Below are 17,028 nucleotides of genomic sequence, written 5' to 3'. Positions count from 1 at the left end.
CAGATTGTGCAAAACGGCGAACCTCGGGGCTTGCGGGGGAAAGCCTCACCGCTTGCGCGGTCAGTACTTCAGCAGCCTGCTAGGTTTCGTCCAATTTTGGCGGGCGGACCGACTTGGCTGGCTCATGCCTTAAACAAGAAAATCCCTTCGACTACCGCTTTCCTGTCGCTCGCTTGTGCCGCTACGCTTCGTCGCACTTCGACCTCATGACACTCAGCGCCGCGATACAGCTCTCGGGTTTCGCTAGTCAGGTGATTCGAGATGACGACCGGGATGCCCCTGGCCGCAGTGATGCGCGCCAAATCTGCCAACTCCTGTTGGCGTTCTCGGGGGAAGCCTTCGGCTGTGTACTTCGTGAAAGTCGGTGCGTCGTCAAGGTCGACGTAGGGCGGGTCGCAGTAAATCACGTCGCCAGGCACGGCGAGCTTGAATGCATCTGTGAAATCGCCTTGCACGATGACCGCTTTTTCCCGCGCACGCTCACTGAACGCAAGAATGTTTTCTTCCGGCAGCGCCGGGGCCTGGACAGCCCGATTCCACGGCACGTTGAAGTTGCCCTTTGCCGAGTACCGCGACAGTCCATTGAACCCGAACTTGTTGAGATAGAGGAAATACGCGGCGCGGACGTCGGGAGGCGTGGCTTGATTGAATGCTTCGCGGATAAAGAGGTAGATTTCCTCGTTGGCTGCCTGCTGGGAGAACAGCGGTCGTGCCAGTTCGATGACGCGCTCGGGGCGCTTCACCATCTGCTTGTACATGCCGATGAGGTCAACATGGGCGTCGAGCAGCAGATAGCTCGGAAAATCGGTACCCAAGAACACGCTTGCGCCGCCAAGGAACGGTTCCACGAGGCGATTGCCGGCGGGCAACAGTCTGCGGAGCGTCGGCAGGAGCTGTGTCTTCCCGCCAGGCCATTTCAAAATTGGCCCAGCCAACGCTGGGATATTGAGGAGAGAAGGAGCGCCGGCTTGTTCGGCTTGGAGGTGAGGATGTTTTTGCATCCCCAGTATAGGTGGGCCGAGTGTTTATGACGGACGCTCAGGCGACACGATTTTGCTACCACGGAACCTATGGGCGCACGTTGCTCGATAAAGTACTCGTTTGACTGTCCGATATTAAGTCGTTGTACTTTTCATACTTTGGAGATTCACTTGCAACGACTAATTCGCATGTTTCCGGTAGCTGTAGTGCTTTCAGGATGCGCGATTGGAGGCCCGCGCTTCGCCACGCCGCTAAAGATGTACCAAGGTGCCGAAAAGCCAACGACTGAGCTGGTCAGCCTCATGGTCGAAGACATGTCCGTCAATCCCCAGAATCAGTTCGAACGGCTCTGGACTGTCACCGTGGTGGCAGTCGACGGACAGGCCGTTCCTGATCAGGGCGGCAAACCAGCGAAGGTTATGGTTCTGCCAGGTAACCACACGGTTTCGCTTGCTTGTGAGGTGCAAGGCTATCGAGGCAAGAGGACCACGACCGAATTGTCGGCATCAGCGTTCGCTGCCGGTTCCGTTTGGTATCCTTGGGCGCGAGTTCCAATGCGAAATGGGAAGCCGCTTGATGGAACCTGTCGCGGCTATCTTAAGAACTTTGCCCCCGCTATGGACTGGGATGGATGTTTGGAGCCTGCCGGCGTTAATCCTCGTTGCTATCGTGACGGCGCTAGGCCCTAACATAGCAGTCCAAAGAAACTGGCTGGCGCATCGCTCTTGATCAAGGGGCGCAAGCGGGTGCATGGGCGCGGTCAATGCCGCTCCCTTAGTTTCTAAGTTTCGAGGCAGCCATCCGCTCTCTGCGTTTTGCGCTCCATTTCCCGGTCGGGCGTGGCACTACGTTCCCAACGGAAAGCGGGGCAATCCTGGGGTGGTCGGTCGAAGTCGATGACATCCTCCATCTCTGCCGCAGGCGGTTGCGCAACGAAGAGATAGATTCCGCGAGACACGACGGCGGCTTCCACGATGAGGGTCGTGGCAAGAAGAGCCTGAAGGAGAAGTCGGTTCCAGCGATTCAAGGGGTATCAGTGTGTGGGCTCTTGCAAGCGCTAGACGCAAGCTTAGCCTGCTAGGTGGTCTTTTCATCTCACCAGTCGTTCACGAACTGTGGGAGTAGGTCACATCTGCAAATTCCGCGTTGCTGCGGTGCAACACCTGATATTCACGATACTTACAACAGAAATCAATATGTTTTAATTCTGGTCCGCGGCGGTAGGCTGCACCACTTGTGCTCCGCTGCGCAGGACCGGAATGATGCCCCCGCGTCGCTCCGGTCTTTTTTTGCCTGCGAGTACGGTCTCTCCACTCGCAGGGGTTCGCCACCAGCCCGACGTTTCTCGAAAAAAGACGGCCGCACTACTAGGAAAGTGCGGCCGTATCTGAAGAACCCCGGGGACCGGGAGGATCCGGGGTAAAAGCAGATTAGGGTCCGTCACGCCGGCCAAGTTTGTAAGGCACCGCCATTCGGCACACTGCGGCGAGTGTCTGGGCGCTGTTACTCCCATTCGTCCGCGGTCACCATCTCGACGAGCACTACACCTTCGTCCTGCATCTCGTACATCTTCCGGTAGCACCATGGGCACGGCGCCCAGTCGCGCAGGGGCGTACCGCCCAAGTCGTAGGGAATCTCCCGGACTCGTGCCGGCACTCCACACTCGCATACAACGATTCTGGTGAGTTCCATAAGGTCTCCTTGTCGTCGGGAGATTTCAGCATTGGACACGTCCGAACTCCATGGATGAGAAAGGGCAGCCAGGGGCTGCGCTTCGCTGGCACTTCAGGCGCGGGTCCGCGCGGGCACACGCCGTTTCCTGGTCAGCCACACGAACAGCGTAGCGGTCATGGCGGACTGTAGGTGCAGCAACTGGGAGCGCGGCTTTTGTATGTGCAGAAGCGTATGCGATCGCTCGTGTGGCGACCTGGCCCGCCTTGCGTGGCGGCGGCCTGAAGAGAGTTCGAATCTACGAGCGCGCCCAGCGAATTGCCGGTGTGGACTGCGTGGGCGTAGCAACGACGTCGCCGCACTCATCGCAGATCGCAACGAGGATGTTGTTGGCGGAACCCTTGCCGTCGATGAACCGCAAATCACGGCGAACAAAAGTCGTGCTGACAAGTTGGCCGCAATGGGCGCAGATGGCGCGGCTTTTGTCGCCTTCGTGGAAGGTTGTAATGCTCATGGTTGTCTGCGGGCTCCCCCGAGGAATCATCGTTCGAGTGTAGCGCCATGTCGTCTAAGGCTGCGCGGCTTCATATCGGACGTCGTTGCTGTAAGCGGCAGAAAATTGCCGCATATCGCCAAGGGTCAGCGCAAAGGGAAGAATGATGCTGCTTGCTCGGTGAAGGCGCCATGCGTGCCTCGCACAAAACTGCTCTCAGCGACTTGTCTTGGAGCGTGTTTGGAGGCTGCGGTCGCCAAGCATCAATGCTCGTACACGGCAGATTCGCCTCTGTTACAAAATAATTTTTACCTCGAGAACTCCGCGACACGCAGGCTTATTTCCACTTTCACGCTGACCGACGTTGCGCAAATCGAGTGCCGGCGCTCTGTCATCAATGCTCCGTAGAGATATACCTCACCGCATGTCACTTCGCGTGGCGTGCGAGAGCCGAGGCTACAGTCGCTGCGCTACGCGCGCATGGATTCGTCTGCGTGACGCCCAAGGGCTGAGTCCGGCATTGCCAATATTTGATGGAGTGGTAACGAACGATGCCTAGCAAGAACTACATGCTTGTATGCAAAGGCCTGACGAACCTGGGGCAACCCCAGAATCGGCTGTGGTGGGATGAGGACCCTGTGACAGGTAAGTCGATGGAGAACGTTGTACTGGCCGTAGCGCCGCCCGACTACCCGCAACTGGCAGATGGTTTGGAAATCGGGGCAATCTACAAGTACGAGTGGAGCAACTTAAGCCACTACTGTCTGTTCGAGTATTCGTTCGACTACTACTTTTTCGACTGGTGCGCAAAGCTGGTTGAGTTGACCGTGGGAGTAGAGCTAGGCGGAGGACCACGGCGCATCATCGAGTTCTGCAACGACGTTTCCGACTTGGTGATGGACAAGGAAAAGTACCCGGAGTCTGACGGAAGAGGGCCGTTCTGGGAGCTTCTTCGGTACGGCGTCAGGGGGATGTGCTTTGGGCCGGCTGCTTGCGCGAAGGTGAGCGCGGACTTTGACGAGTGGGATGCAAAGGTACGGCTCACCGGCGACAAGGAGTTCTACGAGTATTACTGCAAACTCCGAGAGTGCTTCAGCCTGGTCAAGGAGAACGGGCTAGTCTACTTTCCGCCTCCCTGGATGACTGAAGACGAGAAAACTGGCATGGGTGTATTCATCATTGAGCCGATGCTGGGCGCGCATCCCGACCGCGTGCATCCGTAAGCGATGAGCCAATTCAAAAGAGCGCCCATGGGCGCTCTTTTGCTTGCGTGAACGACGGTTGTCGTGTGGCCGTATGGGGCTCGATCCTAAGCGCGGAAATCTGGCAACTCAAGTCGGGAATTGTATTCGATTCGCCAACGCTCAAGGCGTTGACTACGAAGATCAGGCGTTGCGTCCATCATAGCCTCGTTCATGACTTCGACCATAGAAGGAACCAGTGCCGATACCGCATCAGCCCAAGCGCAGGCCGGGGCGATGGTAACGGGAACCCCACGAGCTGCGCCCCAGGCGACCAGAGCCCCTTGGTTAACTGTCCGGTCACTCGCGGAGTAGAGCCTACACGGCCGGGAGACATTCCTAAACGCATCGTCCAGCCACTCCCCAACTTTATTTCCGAGGTAGGAGTTCACGTACTCGAAGCGCACGCAGGTTCCGTGATTGCCGTCGACAAGCCCTACCGTGGCGCCGGTAGGGCTCCACACATGCAACTTGTTGGCGAGAAGTATGTAGGCGCCTTCGCGATCAAGGGCCGGTAACTCGTCATAAGCAAGGGCACGATATTCCTCGCGCTTGCACGTCCTGCTACGCGCTTTCTCTTCTTTTCGAGTTGTCATTTCCCTCTCCGCAGTTTTGCTTCGAGCTAAGGCAAGGCGAGTTCCGTTGTCAAGAACTTCAAAGGTGAGAGAGCTTGGAAAAAACTCTCACCTTCGGAATCGCAGTTGCCGGAGACAGCACCCGTAAGGCCCAGCATGGCAATGCTGTCCACTTCCCGTAGGCGCCCTAAAAGGGGCGCTTATCAGGGATTTCTCTACATAAGCGGCAGAATGTTGCCGCTTACGGGAAGAGGATTCTGCAACGGGTAGCCGCCGTCGGCATGTCAGGCAAGGGACCTTCGACATCCCACTCGCAAATTGCCCCTCGTGTTGCGCACCAAATTCACCTATCAAGATATCAGCAGATATCTGGATAAGCGGCTGCGGCAGGAAGCCCGGCGCGCGTCCCGATGTCGTTGATGCGAAGGAGAGGGCGCGGCATGGCAAGCAAAAAGCCAGCGGAGAAAGGAACGGCCGGCGAGGAGACGGGCCTCGCGCCAGCCGCGCGTCGTCGGGGCCCGGGGGCACCAATTCCTCCTGTGAGATATCTGGGTGCACAGCACTTCGCGTTCTACAAGGGCGTAGTTGAGGGTTTGGACCTCGCGGACCTTGGCGCGCGCTACTTGGGGACCGGGGCCGACCGGCGAGCGGCGGCCGCTGAGCTGCGGGTGATAGAAGCGGAACTGCTTCGCGGCGTTCGACGCCTGCAATCCGAGCGCACCGGTTCGGAAGCAGCCGATGAGCATGGCGGTTTGCTCGATGAAGCCTCCTGGCAGGAGTTGTTCTCGGTTGCGGGCGAGCATGGCGGCGTTCAGCGAAAGCGACGCGCCCGGCAACTGGTAGCGCTTGACCTTGTGCGGCCGTACTTGACCAGGACGCCAGCCCCCGAGGATTCCGTGGCGGCCTGGTTTTCGCCGGCGGTGGCTGCGCGGCTTACTCGCGCTGGATTACCAACCCTGCAGGACTTGAAGCAACAGGTTGTGTTGCGCGGGCCTCGCTGGTACACCCTCGCGCACGGCATTGGACCGGCTACGGGGCGGCGGCTGACAGCTTGGCTGGTGGACGCCGGGTCTTCGTTGGGCGACATACCGCCTGCCGCGCTGGTTTCGCGCAGAGAAGCTTCGCGCGAAACGCTGGGCAGCCTACGGCCGGCTGCCACTATGGTCGCTCCCTTGGAGTCACTTCTATTGCCGGCATCATACGATGGCAGTGATGGTCATAACCGTCCGCCGCGCGGGACGCCAGCGAGAACGGCCGCTCAAAATGATTTGGGTGCTATACGAGCTTGGCTCGGTGTGCATGGCCCAGAGCAGGGCGCGACATGGAAGACCTACCGCTGCCATGCAGAACGCTTGCTGCTGTGGGCTGTGTTCGAACGAGGGAAGGCGCTATCCGACCTGACCGTGGAAGATTGCTCCGCATTCCTCGACTTCCTTGCCGACCCTCAGCCAGCAGAACGTTGGGTCGGTCCGCGTGGCGTGCCACGTTTTCGATATGACTGGAGACCGTTCGCGGGCTCCCTGTCACCAACGAGCATCCGCCAAAGCTACACGGTGGTGAGCAGTCTATGTCATTGGTTAGTCGACGCTCACTATCTCCGATACAACCCATTCGCTTTGCTGCCGAAGCCGAAGACAGCCCACACGAGAATCCAAATCTCGCGAAGCTTCACGAGGTCGCAATGGGCGTTCATTAAACGACATGCAGCAGAGCTGCCGGCGGACGATCCGCGAAGCATGCGGCTTCAGTTCATGCTGCACCTTGCCTATGCAACGGGTCTGCGAATCTCTGAGCAAGCGAGAGCCACCGTAGGCCAGCTTGTGCATCACGACCATCCAGATGATCCGCGCGGAACCTGGACTCTGGTGTTTGTTGGGAAAGGGACGATTGAGCGGGAAGTTCACGTCTCCCATTCAGTCATTTGGCTCCTGACGCGTTACCTGAAGAACCGAGGTCTGACAGACGACTTTGCGCGTCTGCATCCAGCAACACCTTTGATTGGTCGTGTGAAGCCTGACGGAAACGTGGGGAGCCTGTCAGTCGAACAGCTCCACGCCATTTTCAAGAGGTTCTTTGCAGATACAGCACGTGCGATGGAGAGCGATGACCCAGAAGGTGCGCGGCGTCTTGCTAGCGCTTCGGCGCACTGGTTGCGCCATTCCTTTGGCAACCACGCTGTTGCGCATGGCGTCGCGTTGGATGTTGTGCAGAGCCAGTTGGGCCACGCATCGCTCGCTACCACATCGGTCTACGTACGCGCAGAGGCCGAACGTCGCGCTCAAGAGCTGGAACGGACGGGACTTTTCTAAAGTTAACTAGAACAAAAATAAGCATATATTTAGTGTGAAACTATCATATGGACGATTTTGTATAACGTAAATTAGCATTAATGAAAAATCACAGGACGATGATACAGAGTGAGTGAAGTTGACATGTTACGTCGTAATCAATGTTCTATTGATGCCACATTCCGAGGACGATTAGTCGAACCTCATTGTTCAGGTTTATTAGATAATTCTTGAAAAAAAATTTACGTGACCTATGGTTCAGTCCGAATCGTTGGGATGCCGTGAAGTGGTTCGAGTTCCGACAGCCCAGAGGCAGGCGATAGGAACGTGAGTTTCTAGACCATGGAAACCACATGTATCGAACAGCGGTAGCGTGGGTATCAGAGAGAGTTGGAGAAATCATGGCGATGCAAGGGAAGAGAAAGTCAAGTCGTAGACGCTCCCGTTCTTCCACGGATCCTTGGGAACCGTTGGGCGGAACCGGTCAAGTTTCCTTCGATGCCACTGAGTTTGATGTTGTCGTCGTGGATGGGGCGCGACGTCAACAGCATCGGCCGCGGCTCGTAGTCGTCACAGACGATGCAACGAGACAAATCGTACGTTGCAATCTTCAAATGACGAGCGGGTTGCCACCGTATCTGAAAGCAGTCGCACCTCGAAGGAGCTGAGCCATGCATGCGTTAAGAAATCCTCAGATTCAGTGGATAGGGACACCTGTTGCGCATTCAAAATTGACCATTGCCGTCCAGGAATGTTTCCCTGGCGTACGTTGGATGTCCGCGCCAGGGCCTTCCGAGTTTGCGAGCCTACTTCGACGACTGATGCTCATAACATGCGCCCTCTGGGATGGGAACTTTGGGGCGATGTCCACAGGTCCCTACGGACCCGACGGCCAATCGTTGAATCTGGCGGCAGGGTTCGCTCGATATCGTATCGAGGGCGTTGGAAAGTCGAACCGAGTCGCCGCAATGCTGCGGGGGCCCATCCTGAATCCGCTACGAAGGCGGCTATCTTGGTCTTTTGTAGCGCTAATGGAACAGACGGGCGAGCCGTGGCATCCAGGGGGGGGCAACTTACTTGATAGGGAGGGAATCAACTGTTCCCCCCGATCTAAATGCAGGATTGGACTTACACCGACACGGAGAGATCTTCGACTGGCCCAACCGGCCACAACAATACGTTGATTCCAAGGAAGAGATCGGGCGCCACGTGGGGCCACTTGGAATTGATGTCGAACTGCATCCGAATCGCACTAGTCTGGCATCGCTGAGCGGTGATCTACCGCGGAACGGACGGATGACATCTGCAGAGGCGGTGCGGTTTTGCGAGTTACATCAGATTGAGTTGCGAGGACGCAGCGTAGCTCGCAGGCCACGCGCGACAACCGTAGTTGATTCGTGGACGGACCGGATTCGGGCTCATCAGGTTGACGAAGCTATCGGCCGTCAAGATTGGGTTTCGCAGATCGAGCTTACCTGGCGATCCAAATGTTCGAAGAGTTCGATGGTCGATTCAACACTACCTCGCGTGGAGCGATGCGACGTGCATTGGCCGGATGTAGTCGCCCGGGGCGGGGCGGCGTCTGGGTATCGGGGTGCCAGGCATACTTAGTCGGCACTAGATGCGCCTTACGAACAGCGAGGGCGCATGGCCCACTGTCATCGAGAGATCTGAATGGCATCGGTAAGGGTGTGCTCTCGAGTCTTGCCGGGGAGCCCCTCTTCTCCGTACGGAATTGCCTCGTGTAGCAGTGCATGCTTGAACGCATTGCTCGATGATTCTGGGAGCAATCATGGACGACAGCGCCCTTAATATCCTTTTATCCAAGTGGAACATGCCGTTGGATGGCCGATATCTTGTCGAGGGTGTTCGGCGTAAGCGTCAGGACAAATTGTCCCGAGACACAATCGGTTGTGTTGGGTATATGCCCAGCAGAAAGATGGGCGGGGTTGTGGCGGCACCGGGCAGAAATGTCGGGCTACCCCTAGCAATTCTGTTCGAACATGATCCTCAAGTTCTCGAATATTATTTTCAGCCATTTAGTCTCGAAATCCCCGTGTATCGTGAGGACGGACGCCTTGCCACCTATGTGAATGATGCGCCGAGCGTAATGCTGATCCGGGAGGATGGCGTCTTTGTTCAATCTTGGAGGACAGAGGGCGACCTCGAGGAGCTGCGGGGGAAATCGCCAAACTTCTACAAAGACCAAGACTATAGCTGGCATTGGCGCCCAGCAGAGAAGTATTACGCTTTGCTACGTATTCATCATCAGACCCGCAGCCAGGTCGAGATTCAACGTCAGCATATTCTGACCATGAACCTTGACGACCTCTCACGCTACTCAAAGAAGGAGCCGCTGGACGCTTCTGTTTGCCGCGCGTTGCGCGACGTCCTTGATAGAGAGGTCGTCCTCACGTTGAGACAGCTCCAGGAAGGTTTTGATTTCGATGCGGACGACGTGCGCACTGCAATTTTTCAAGGCCAACTGGACTGCGATTTGGTTCACGAACGGCTAGACGGGACTGACAGCTTCCATCTCTATCGCAACGCCGAGGATATGAGGATATTTGGGCCTGACGTGCGGAACCAGGATCTCTTACCTTTCGCGCAGCCGGAAAATGTTTGGGTCAACTCCCTCATTCCGTTTGATGGCGCAACCTACCGTGTAGAAGGCGTCTATGGGGACCGCGTCAAGTTGCGTGGTAAGGGCGATGCAAGGTTGGAACTGCCGCTTACCGTCGTAGCGGCTGCAAGCGCAAGAAGCATCGTAGATTTGGACGGCGGCGTCCGCGAGTCACTTCGGCACGAGTACCGTTTGCTCACCGAAGCTGAGGAAATGGATGCATCTCATAAGCTGAACGCTGTCCGAACGGGTACCTCAATACGGTCGGACAGGCAAATGCGCCGGTATCGCGCTAGCGTCAGGAATGCAAGTACAACCGCCGAAGCTGTCGCTGCGCTGGCGACGCGGGAGCGCGATCGCGGCAATCGGGAGCCTCGCCGGCCAGCGCTAGAAGCCCTTGCTCGGAGGTTCATTCTTCATGTCATCCATTTAGGTCCTAGGATTTCAATCAAAGGTGCGTTTGATTCGTATGTGCGCTATTGCGAGAAGAAAGGGTTGCCAACATTCAGCATGGCAACCTTTCGAATTCGTGTACATCGATATCGCAACCTAGTCCGTCAACACGGCAGTCGAGCGGCGCTGGCAATGACACCAATCGCCACGGTTCTGAACTCGGGGCGTCTGCCAAATGGATGGCTTCCGCATCAATTCGTGCATATCGATCACACTCCGGCAGATGTCGAGGTGGTCGGACCGACAGGCATGAATCTCAAAAGACCGCTTATAACGATAGCCCATGACGCTTGTATTCATTGCGCGCGAGCCATCTACCTTTCGTTTGGGAGTGCCAATGCGGAGTGCGTGTTGATGGTCCTGCGCGATTATGTCCGTAGATGGGGGAGATTGCCTAAGTACGTGATCGTGGATGGCGGAATCAACTTGCGGTCGCAGGCGACGATGCGGTTCTTCAAGGATCATGAAATGACCGTGATCCGACGTGCAAAGAGAAATCCAAGGCAGGGAGCGCCCATTGAAGCAACGAACAAAGCTCGCGAACTCCAGGTTGATGTTCTGCTGCCAGGGAGTACGTCTCATCTTAAAGACGATGTGCGTGCCTACAACGGGCATCCGTCGCCAAAATCTAAGGCGCGCGAGACGGTTGTGAGTCTCTACCGCCGTTACGAGCAGTATTACTTAGTCAGAAAATACAGCAACGATAAGCATCCGGCGCTAGGTTTGACGCCTGAGGAATACGAGACAGAGTTGTTCTTGCGCCATGGCCGACAGCCATTCTTGGCTGTTTCGTACGATGAACAATTTTTGATCGACACGGCGCCATACCCTGTGCGACCCATACACAGTGTTGATAGCCGTCGCGGTGTCTGGGTAGGTTACAGGTGGTACCAACATGAAGCATTCGCTACCGCCAAGCGCGATGCCAAAGCGGCGGTTCGCATTGAGCGCTTCAACGCTGATGTCGTCTACGTCGAATACAAGAGGCGCATGCTTGTCGCAACGGCATCGGACATTAACCCGTTTCCTGGGCGGACGTCATATCAGATGGAGCAGGCTATCCGGCAGTTTCATGAAGAAGCGGGTCGGTTGGCGCAGCGTTCGGCACTAAAGCCGTCAGAACTTCATGATGTTTTAGGTCTCGAGGCCCGCCATTTTGACCCGGTTATCGGTATGCGAGAGGAGGAGCTCAGGCGCCTCTATTCAGGAAACGGAATGATACCCCGAGTAGATGCTGTGAACGGCACGATAGAAGTTATTGATCCGAAGGTAGCGGAGGCGATCATGAGGGCACAGGTTGACGCTGCACGCCATTATCCCTTCGCATCCACCGAGACGAACGAGGAGTCAGAAGATGAAGCAAAGGATTCGAATAACGAGCTTGATATTGAGGATCAGGATGTCGATGAGCCAAGTCCGACGGTTCTGGACCCCGCTCCTGTCGGCCTACGCGGGGTTAACTTCGATAACGTCCCCAGCTTATTTTGAGAGCAAGGAAAAATGGAACCAGATTCAACGGTTGACTGGAAAACAATGGCTTGCGATCCCAAGAGGTTTGATTCTGATGACCTAACCAAATTGGCTATGCTTGGAAACATAAATCTATCGCATGCCAATATGAGCGCGGCACTCGGTAATATTATTCACCTTTTGTTGCCTAATAATGGGGTTCCAATAATAGGTCTATCTGGTGTGTCGGGTGTGGGTAAATCTGAGATGCTTAAGAATGTGCTGCCTGGTAGTTTGCGGCAGAAGAGTTTTTGCAAGAAAGACGGCCAGTTATATATATCAGCGCCAGCGAAGGTAAATAAGAGAATTATGCCGAAGGCATTTTGTGCGCTGATGCTAAAAGAGGGGGGGGAGCCAATGATCGATGGTAAGGTAAAATTTATCAATCAAGATGGCAGATTGAGCGTTAAATTCAATCGACGTCCACCAACGGAGGAAGTTCTGGGGGACGCCGTGAATAGCATGCTTTTGAATAGAGATTTTCATCTCGTCACAGTGGACGAGGTTATAAATTTGCTCTTGCACGGAGACGAAGAAATCATGCTTAAGTCACTTGCTGATTTCGCAAAGGATCACTGTCCAAAGCTATTGATTGTTACGGACTTAAAGGCCACCCTGGAGGCGAGAAAATCAGATCAATATGTCAGAAGAGGGAGGCACGTGATGTTTGAAAGGTATGTGTTTGAACAATCTGATTCTAGGGAAAGAAAAGAGCTTGTGATAAACAACTTCAAATGCATACTGGAGAAGTACGATGAAATATGGCCTTGGGTTGATAAACCTAATTTATCTAAGAAATCTAGGGATTTGAGAAAACAATCTCTTGGTCAGATTGGCACTCTAAAAGCCATCCTCATATCTGCAGCCGAGATGCAGGCCGATCACGAAGGGAAATGGAGTGATGATTTTTTGATGGATTCATATATGGCAGAGCCGCAACGCGCGGACCTTGAAAGACTCTGGCTCGAGGCAGAGCAGAGCATGCGTGCCTATGCTTGGAGGAGCAGAAATGGAAAAATCCACTAGAAGGTCTCAGTTCACTGAACGTGATCTTCGTGCTGAGCGATCTAGCGCCGGCTGCCATGTGGGCGCGGATTCGCCGTGCTCCGGGAACGTGCCCCTGGATTTTAAGGTCGTTCAAGCATGCCCGAAGCATGGCATCAAGCTTGTGTGGGCCATTGGCGAACCTCGTGGTGATAAGCGAGTCGGAGTATGCGCGTTGGCACGTGAGGGGCTGCAATGGGAAAAGCCACTAGCAAGGTCGAAGTAATCGACCCGTGTGCGTCGCACGCCCCTCCTCTTAGCACTTTGTATCGGTTGCCGTGGATTGGGGTGGGCACTGCCTACTGTGAGTCGCTACGTAGTTACCTGTGGAGACTGGCCTTCGCTCATTGCGTGGTGCCGTACCGTTTAGTGGAAACCTTCGTGCGGCCCTACATGGAGGCTCAGGGACTCGGCAGACCGTGGTCTTTCGTTGGTACCGGCAGGACGTACTCGCTTTCTTCCAAAAGCATCGAACTGCGTGCGTTGGTAGACCGGCTTTCACAGTTGACGGGGCTTGACATGATTGTCTCGGCGAGTTTGCAGTCGCTACTTTCAGTGTTGTCCGGCGCCGGCCTTGTGTCCCGTATCGAACGGTTTTGTCCAGCATGTTATGCGGACGAAGATACGCCGCTTTACGGGCAGGTAATGTGGGAGTTTGATGTCGTTAAAGCATGCCCGAAGCACGGACTGCGGCTTGTGCAGGCAATCTGTGGAAGTCCCATTGAGGGGAGATTTCACAATCGGCAGGAGGCGCCATGTGTTCGCGGCGTATGCAGAAAGTGTGGATCTATTCGGATGCAGTGCAACCGGGAGCAAGTTCTTCCCGCGTCCGCTGAGGAGGTGCGCATCGCGCGGGAAATCGGTGAGGTGATTGCCGTAGCATCTGGCGGGGCAGAAATATCAAAGGCGGGGCTTGTTCGCGGCCTCGAAATGTGTGTTGCCGCCAAGGGCGGACCGCGGTCGCTGAGTTGTGCCTCCGGAGTAAACCGGACATCGATCAGTGGGATGGCGCATGGGCGCCGCGGAAAACCAACCATGCAAATGTTACTTGCGCTGGCTAAGGCTTCGGACAGGAGCCTAGTGAGTATCATTTGCCCGACTTTGTACCGACCGATTGTTTGGCGAGAGGAGGTCACACTTTCGCGGAATGTCCTTCGACGACGAAGGCTCGACCCAGAGCTGAACGAAGCAATTGAGAAGGCAAAGGCGTCCTATGCCTGTTTGGAGTCCAGTCCACTGTCAGCCGCCGGTCTTGCCAAATCCCTGGGAATCTCATCCGGTCCATCGTTGAAAAGTATGGATCCTGAGCTGTACGCAGCAGCAGTCGCTGCTCATGGTAGATACAAGGCAGAACTGAGACTGGCAGAGGAGCAGGCGTTGAGGGACGCTGTTTCTCTCGCGTTTGCCCAAGGAGTATCGACGTCTGCCGTGCAGATTGCCAGGCATCTCAAGATCTTCTTTGGCTCTGAATGGCGAATGAATGTGCTCCATGATGAACTCAAAAGGCTCATGGATTCCCCTGCAAATGGAAAACCATGCGAGTAAAGCATAACCAGTCCTTTCTCCGCGAAAAGCAGATCGCGTCCAAGCGGACATGAATTGCGAGTTTTCCCACCGTCACATGTTGCGCCCCGGCATACGCACAATTACCTAATGCTGCGATGCGATATTCCTTCTGCTACAATTCGGGAAAACCCCATAAGGGTTATCCCTGAAAAGGAAGGACGCCATGAACACCCAATCCGACATCAAGCTGACCGATCAACTGGAACGCGACCTGATCGACCGCGAACTGGGCACCCAAAGCCTGGGCTTTGCCAATGACGTGAAGCGCGCAGTTGCAGCCATCCAGAACATTTTCACCCGCCTGCAGGCGGAAGCGCGCAAGGCCAAGGTGGTCTACGCGAACGGCTGATCGGTATCGGCTGATAGCAGTACAGGCGGCGCTGCAAGCGTCGCAGCATTGAAAACCGGCCCGCCGCGCACCGAATACAAGGTGCGCGGCGGGCCGGTTTTTTGCTTTTGGCGTGGCGTGTCGAACCGTTCGGATCAGCGCTGGATGTCGATGTTATCGACGCGATCGGGGTAGAACGCCACATATCCGGCGATTTGGAACACGGCGTCGTGCGGGTGTTCGTACGTCCAGACGGCATTGTTGCCCCGGGCCCCGGCTGCCGCGATGCTGAAGTACGCGGCGTCGCCCTTGTACGGGCAATGGCTGGCGTGTGCGGTCCGGGTCAGTTGCGACATGTCCACGTCGTCGCGCGGGATGTACTGGACGGCCGGGTAGGACGCTTCCTGGAGGTTCAGGGCGCGCGTGGTATCGGCGATCACGCGGCCGCCGGCCGTGACGACAACGCGTGCGCGCTGCGGGGTGATGGTGATGGGATGGTCCGGGCCGGGGATCTTGACGGGCTTGTCAGTCATGGCGACTCCTTGCCTTGGGTGCGACGGCGGAAAAAATGAGGCGCGGCAACGATGCCGCGCCTGCGCCGGCCTGACGCACGCCTGAGAGTCGTACGTGCCCGCGCCAATCATGAAAAAACCGCCACGGAGGTGACGTAAGGCTGGAAGGGAGAGAGAGCCTGCAGCCCTGAGCAAGACGATAACGCGACCGATCGTTGCGCAAAAGCGCAACGGCGGAACACACTTTTCGGGGTTCTAAAACAATGGCCCCGTCCAAGCGGGGCCATGATCAGTCAAATCGTCGAAAAAGACGCGGGGAAAGGCTCAGCTTCGGGACTGTTCCTCGATCCACAGAGACAGGCGCACCTTGTAGGCCTGCTGGATATGGCGGCGCGTGATCTGTTCGGCCTGTTCGGGGTTGCGTGCCTCCAGGGCCTCCACCAGCGCCATATGTTCCTCGTAGGACCCACGTGCCCGGCCCGGCACGGCCAGCGTGGACCGGCCCAGCAGCGCCATCGACTCGTGCAGCGACCGCAGCGTCTTGAGCAGGTAGCGGTTGTGGGCGCAGCGGTGCAGGGTTTCGTGGAACAGGCGGTTGTTCATCGCCAGCTTGTCCGGATCCGACGCGAACGACAGGTCGCGTTCGACGATATCGCGCAGCAGCGAGATTTCCACATCGGTGGCATGGCGCGCGGCCAGCGCGGCTGCCGTCGATTCCAGCACCTCGCGCATGACATAAAGTTCGCTGACCATGCTGGCATCGAGCCGGGTCACCATCATGCCCCGGTTCGGCTCGTTGACGACCAGGCCTTCGGATTCCAGTCGGGACAGCGCTTCGCGCACCGGCGTGCGCGACAAGCCTAGCGTTTCGGCCAGCTCGACTTCACGCAGACGGGTTCCCGGTAGCAGTTGGCCTGCCTGGATGGCGGCACGCAGTTGTTGATAGGCCCGCTCGGAACGCGGCAACGAAGCACTCTGGTCGCCGTCGGCGCCAGCCAGGTCCGTAGGAAGCATGAAAAACGTGAAGTGGGTAACCAAGACACGAGAGTCTACCCGAGATCGCCGCCGGGCCTTTTGTCAAAAGGGAAACTGCGTCGTCGACAGCACCTGCTTGAGGACCATGAACGAGCGGATCTGCCGTACGCCGGGCAGATAGAGCAGTTGCTCGGCATGCAGCCGGTTGAAGCTCTCGCTGTCCCGCGTGCGCACGAGCATGAAGTAGTCGAATTCCCCGGTGACCACGTGGCACTCCATGCAGCCCGACACTTTTTGCGCGGCGGTCTCGAATTGTGCGAAGGATTCGGGCGTGGATCGGTCGAGTACCACGCCAATCATGACCAGCATCCCGGCGTCCAGCGCCTTGGGGTCCAGCAGCGCCACGATGCCGCGAATCAGGCCCATTTCCTTGAGTCGCTCCACCCGCCGCAGGCAGGCCGGCGGGCTCAGATTGACCTTCGCCGCCAGCGCCACGTTGGAGATCGACGCATCCTGCTGCAGCGCGCGCAGGATGGCCTTGTCGGCGCGGTCCAGCGTGTCGACGTGCGCCGGGGCCGGCGTTGCAGGCGCTGCGGATGGGGCAGGCTGCCCGGCTTTGGTGCGAAATTTTGTTTCTTTCAAGGCAATCTCACCGGAATAAATAAAAGGAATGGCGTCTTGCGATGGATGAATAGTGTTTCGCAGGGCCATTCTTTGCAAGCACGTTTCGTGGCTTTTTTTCTAGGATTGAGTCCATCGCCCTCAACCC

The 17,028-nt window shown here is 56.6% G+C and carries 13 protein-coding genes and 1 pseudogene; 7 read left to right on the top strand and 7 right to left on the bottom strand.

Features of this window, described 5'->3' with window-relative positions; translation table 11 throughout:
• Positions 1-122: 122 nt before the first annotated feature.
• From A9J21_RS16450 to A9J21_RS16435, 3 genes are all read right to left on the bottom strand, one after another.
• Positions 123-920, bottom strand: coding sequence for a Dam family site-specific DNA-(adenine-N6)-methyltransferase (locus A9J21_RS16450; protein WP_082926463.1), 798 nt, complete (start codon positions 918-920; stop codon positions 123-125).
• A 1,564-nt stretch (positions 921-2,484) separates the two neighbouring features.
• Positions 2,485-2,637 (bottom strand): hypothetical protein, encoded by a 153-nt coding sequence (locus A9J21_RS16440; protein WP_231906949.1) that lies wholly within the window; start codon positions 2,635-2,637, stop codon positions 2,485-2,487.
• Between the two features lie 313 nt (positions 2,638-2,950).
• Positions 2,951-3,166, bottom strand: a complete 216-nt coding sequence (locus A9J21_RS16435; RefSeq protein ID WP_066737445.1) for a hypothetical protein — start codon at positions 3,164-3,166, stop codon at positions 2,951-2,953.
• A 530-nt stretch (positions 3,167-3,696) separates the two neighbouring features.
• Here A9J21_RS16435 and A9J21_RS16430 point away from each other — a divergent pair.
• The gene (locus tag A9J21_RS16430; RefSeq protein ID WP_066737443.1) at positions 3,697-4,368 is read left to right on the top strand and encodes a hypothetical protein; all 672 of its coding nucleotides are present in this window, start codon (positions 3,697-3,699) and stop codon (positions 4,366-4,368) included.
• Between the two features lie 86 nt (positions 4,369-4,454).
• Here A9J21_RS16430 and A9J21_RS31590 read toward each other — a convergent pair whose 3' ends face one another.
• Positions 4,455-4,982: a hypothetical protein gene (locus A9J21_RS31590; protein ID WP_156545948.1), complete on the bottom strand. Its 528-nt coding sequence runs from the start codon at positions 4,980-4,982 to the stop codon at positions 4,455-4,457.
• 419 nt (positions 4,983-5,401) lie between these two features.
• On the opposite strand from A9J21_RS31590, the gene A9J21_RS16425 reads away from it, so the two are divergent.
• From A9J21_RS16425 to A9J21_RS16410, 6 genes and pseudogenes are all read left to right on the top strand, one after another.
• Positions 5,402-7,270 carry a tyrosine-type recombinase/integrase gene (locus tag A9J21_RS16425; RefSeq protein ID WP_197497519.1) on the top strand — a complete coding sequence of 623 codons (1,869 nt, stop codon included), beginning with the start codon at positions 5,402-5,404 and terminating at the stop codon, positions 7,268-7,270.
• A 1,771-nt stretch (positions 7,271-9,041) separates the two neighbouring features.
• Entirely contained in the window at positions 9,042-11,813 is a 2,772-nt protein-coding gene (locus tag A9J21_RS16420; protein ID WP_197497518.1) for a DDE-type integrase/transposase/recombinase, read from the top strand.
• A gap of 12 nt (positions 11,814-11,825) precedes the next feature.
• Entirely contained in the window at positions 11,826-12,860 is a 1,035-nt protein-coding gene (locus A9J21_RS16415; protein WP_156545946.1) for a hypothetical protein, read from the top strand.
• 213 nt (positions 12,861-13,073) lie between these two features.
• Positions 13,074-13,562: pseudogene (locus A9J21_RS32705) on the top strand (TniQ family protein); the annotation flags it as partial.
• A gap of 351 nt (positions 13,563-13,913) precedes the next feature.
• The gene (locus tag A9J21_RS32345) at positions 13,914-14,423 is read left to right on the top strand and encodes a hypothetical protein (protein ID WP_231906948.1); all 510 of its coding nucleotides are present in this window, start codon (positions 13,914-13,916) and stop codon (positions 14,421-14,423) included.
• Between the two features lie 184 nt (positions 14,424-14,607).
• Positions 14,608-14,793, top strand: coding sequence for a hypothetical protein (locus A9J21_RS16410; protein WP_066737437.1), 186 nt, complete (start codon positions 14,608-14,610; stop codon positions 14,791-14,793).
• A 134-nt stretch (positions 14,794-14,927) separates the two neighbouring features.
• Here the strand turns inward: A9J21_RS16410 and A9J21_RS16405 are convergent, their stop codons facing one another.
• From A9J21_RS16405 to A9J21_RS16395, 3 genes are all read right to left on the bottom strand, one after another.
• Positions 14,928-15,305 (bottom strand): DUF427 domain-containing protein, encoded by a 378-nt coding sequence (locus tag A9J21_RS16405; protein WP_066737435.1) that lies wholly within the window; start codon positions 15,303-15,305, stop codon positions 14,928-14,930.
• 303 nt (positions 15,306-15,608) lie between these two features.
• Positions 15,609-16,298 (bottom strand): GntR family transcriptional regulator, encoded by a 690-nt coding sequence (locus A9J21_RS16400; protein WP_066737433.1) that lies wholly within the window; start codon positions 16,296-16,298, stop codon positions 15,609-15,611.
• A 63-nt stretch (positions 16,299-16,361) separates the two neighbouring features.
• Positions 16,362-16,970, bottom strand: coding sequence for an Lrp/AsnC family transcriptional regulator (locus A9J21_RS16395; RefSeq protein ID WP_231906947.1), 609 nt, complete (start codon positions 16,968-16,970; stop codon positions 16,362-16,364).
• Positions 16,971-17,028 lie beyond the last annotated feature (58 nt).

The organism is Cupriavidus sp. D384 (genome assembly GCF_001652915.1).
In the GTDB taxonomy this organism is placed as follows: domain Bacteria; phylum Pseudomonadota; class Gammaproteobacteria; order Burkholderiales; family Burkholderiaceae; genus Cupriavidus.
Note: the sequence above shows the minus strand (reverse complement) of the source record. Positions and strands in the feature narration are given on the sequence as shown.

Bases quoted from the DNA above. Each gene is read 5' to 3' on its own strand.
- A9J21_RS16435 (WP_066737445.1), bottom strand. From the start codon at position 3,166: ATGAGCATTACAACCTTCCACGAAGGCGACAAAAGCCGCGCCATCTGC.
- A9J21_RS16430 (WP_066737443.1), top strand. From the start codon at position 3,697: ATGCCTAGCAAGAACTACATGCTTGTATGCAAAGGCCTGACGAACCTG.
- A9J21_RS16415 (WP_156545946.1), top strand. From the start codon at position 11,826: ATGGAACCAGATTCAACGGTTGACTGGAAAACAATGGCTTGCGATCCC.
- A9J21_RS16405 (WP_066737435.1), bottom strand. From the start codon at position 15,305: ATGACTGACAAGCCCGTCAAGATCCCCGGCCCGGACCATCCCATCACC.
- A9J21_RS16410 (WP_066737437.1), top strand. From the start codon at position 14,608: ATGAACACCCAATCCGACATCAAGCTGACCGATCAACTGGAACGCGAC.
- A9J21_RS32345 (WP_231906948.1), top strand. From the start codon at position 13,914: ATGCAAATGTTACTTGCGCTGGCTAAGGCTTCGGACAGGAGCCTAGTG.
- A9J21_RS16425 (WP_197497519.1), top strand. From the start codon at position 5,402: ATGGCAAGCAAAAAGCCAGCGGAGAAAGGAACGGCCGGCGAGGAGACG.
- A9J21_RS31590 (WP_156545948.1), bottom strand. From the start codon at position 4,982: ATGACAACTCGAAAAGAAGAGAAAGCGCGTAGCAGGACGTGCAAGCGC.
- A9J21_RS16400 (WP_066737433.1), bottom strand. From the start codon at position 16,298: ATGCTTCCTACGGACCTGGCTGGCGCCGACGGCGACCAGAGTGCTTCG.
- A9J21_RS16420 (WP_197497518.1), top strand. From the start codon at position 9,042: ATGGACGACAGCGCCCTTAATATCCTTTTATCCAAGTGGAACATGCCG.
- A9J21_RS16395 (WP_231906947.1), bottom strand. From the start codon at position 16,970: ATGGCCCTGCGAAACACTATTCATCCATCGCAAGACGCCATTCCTTTT.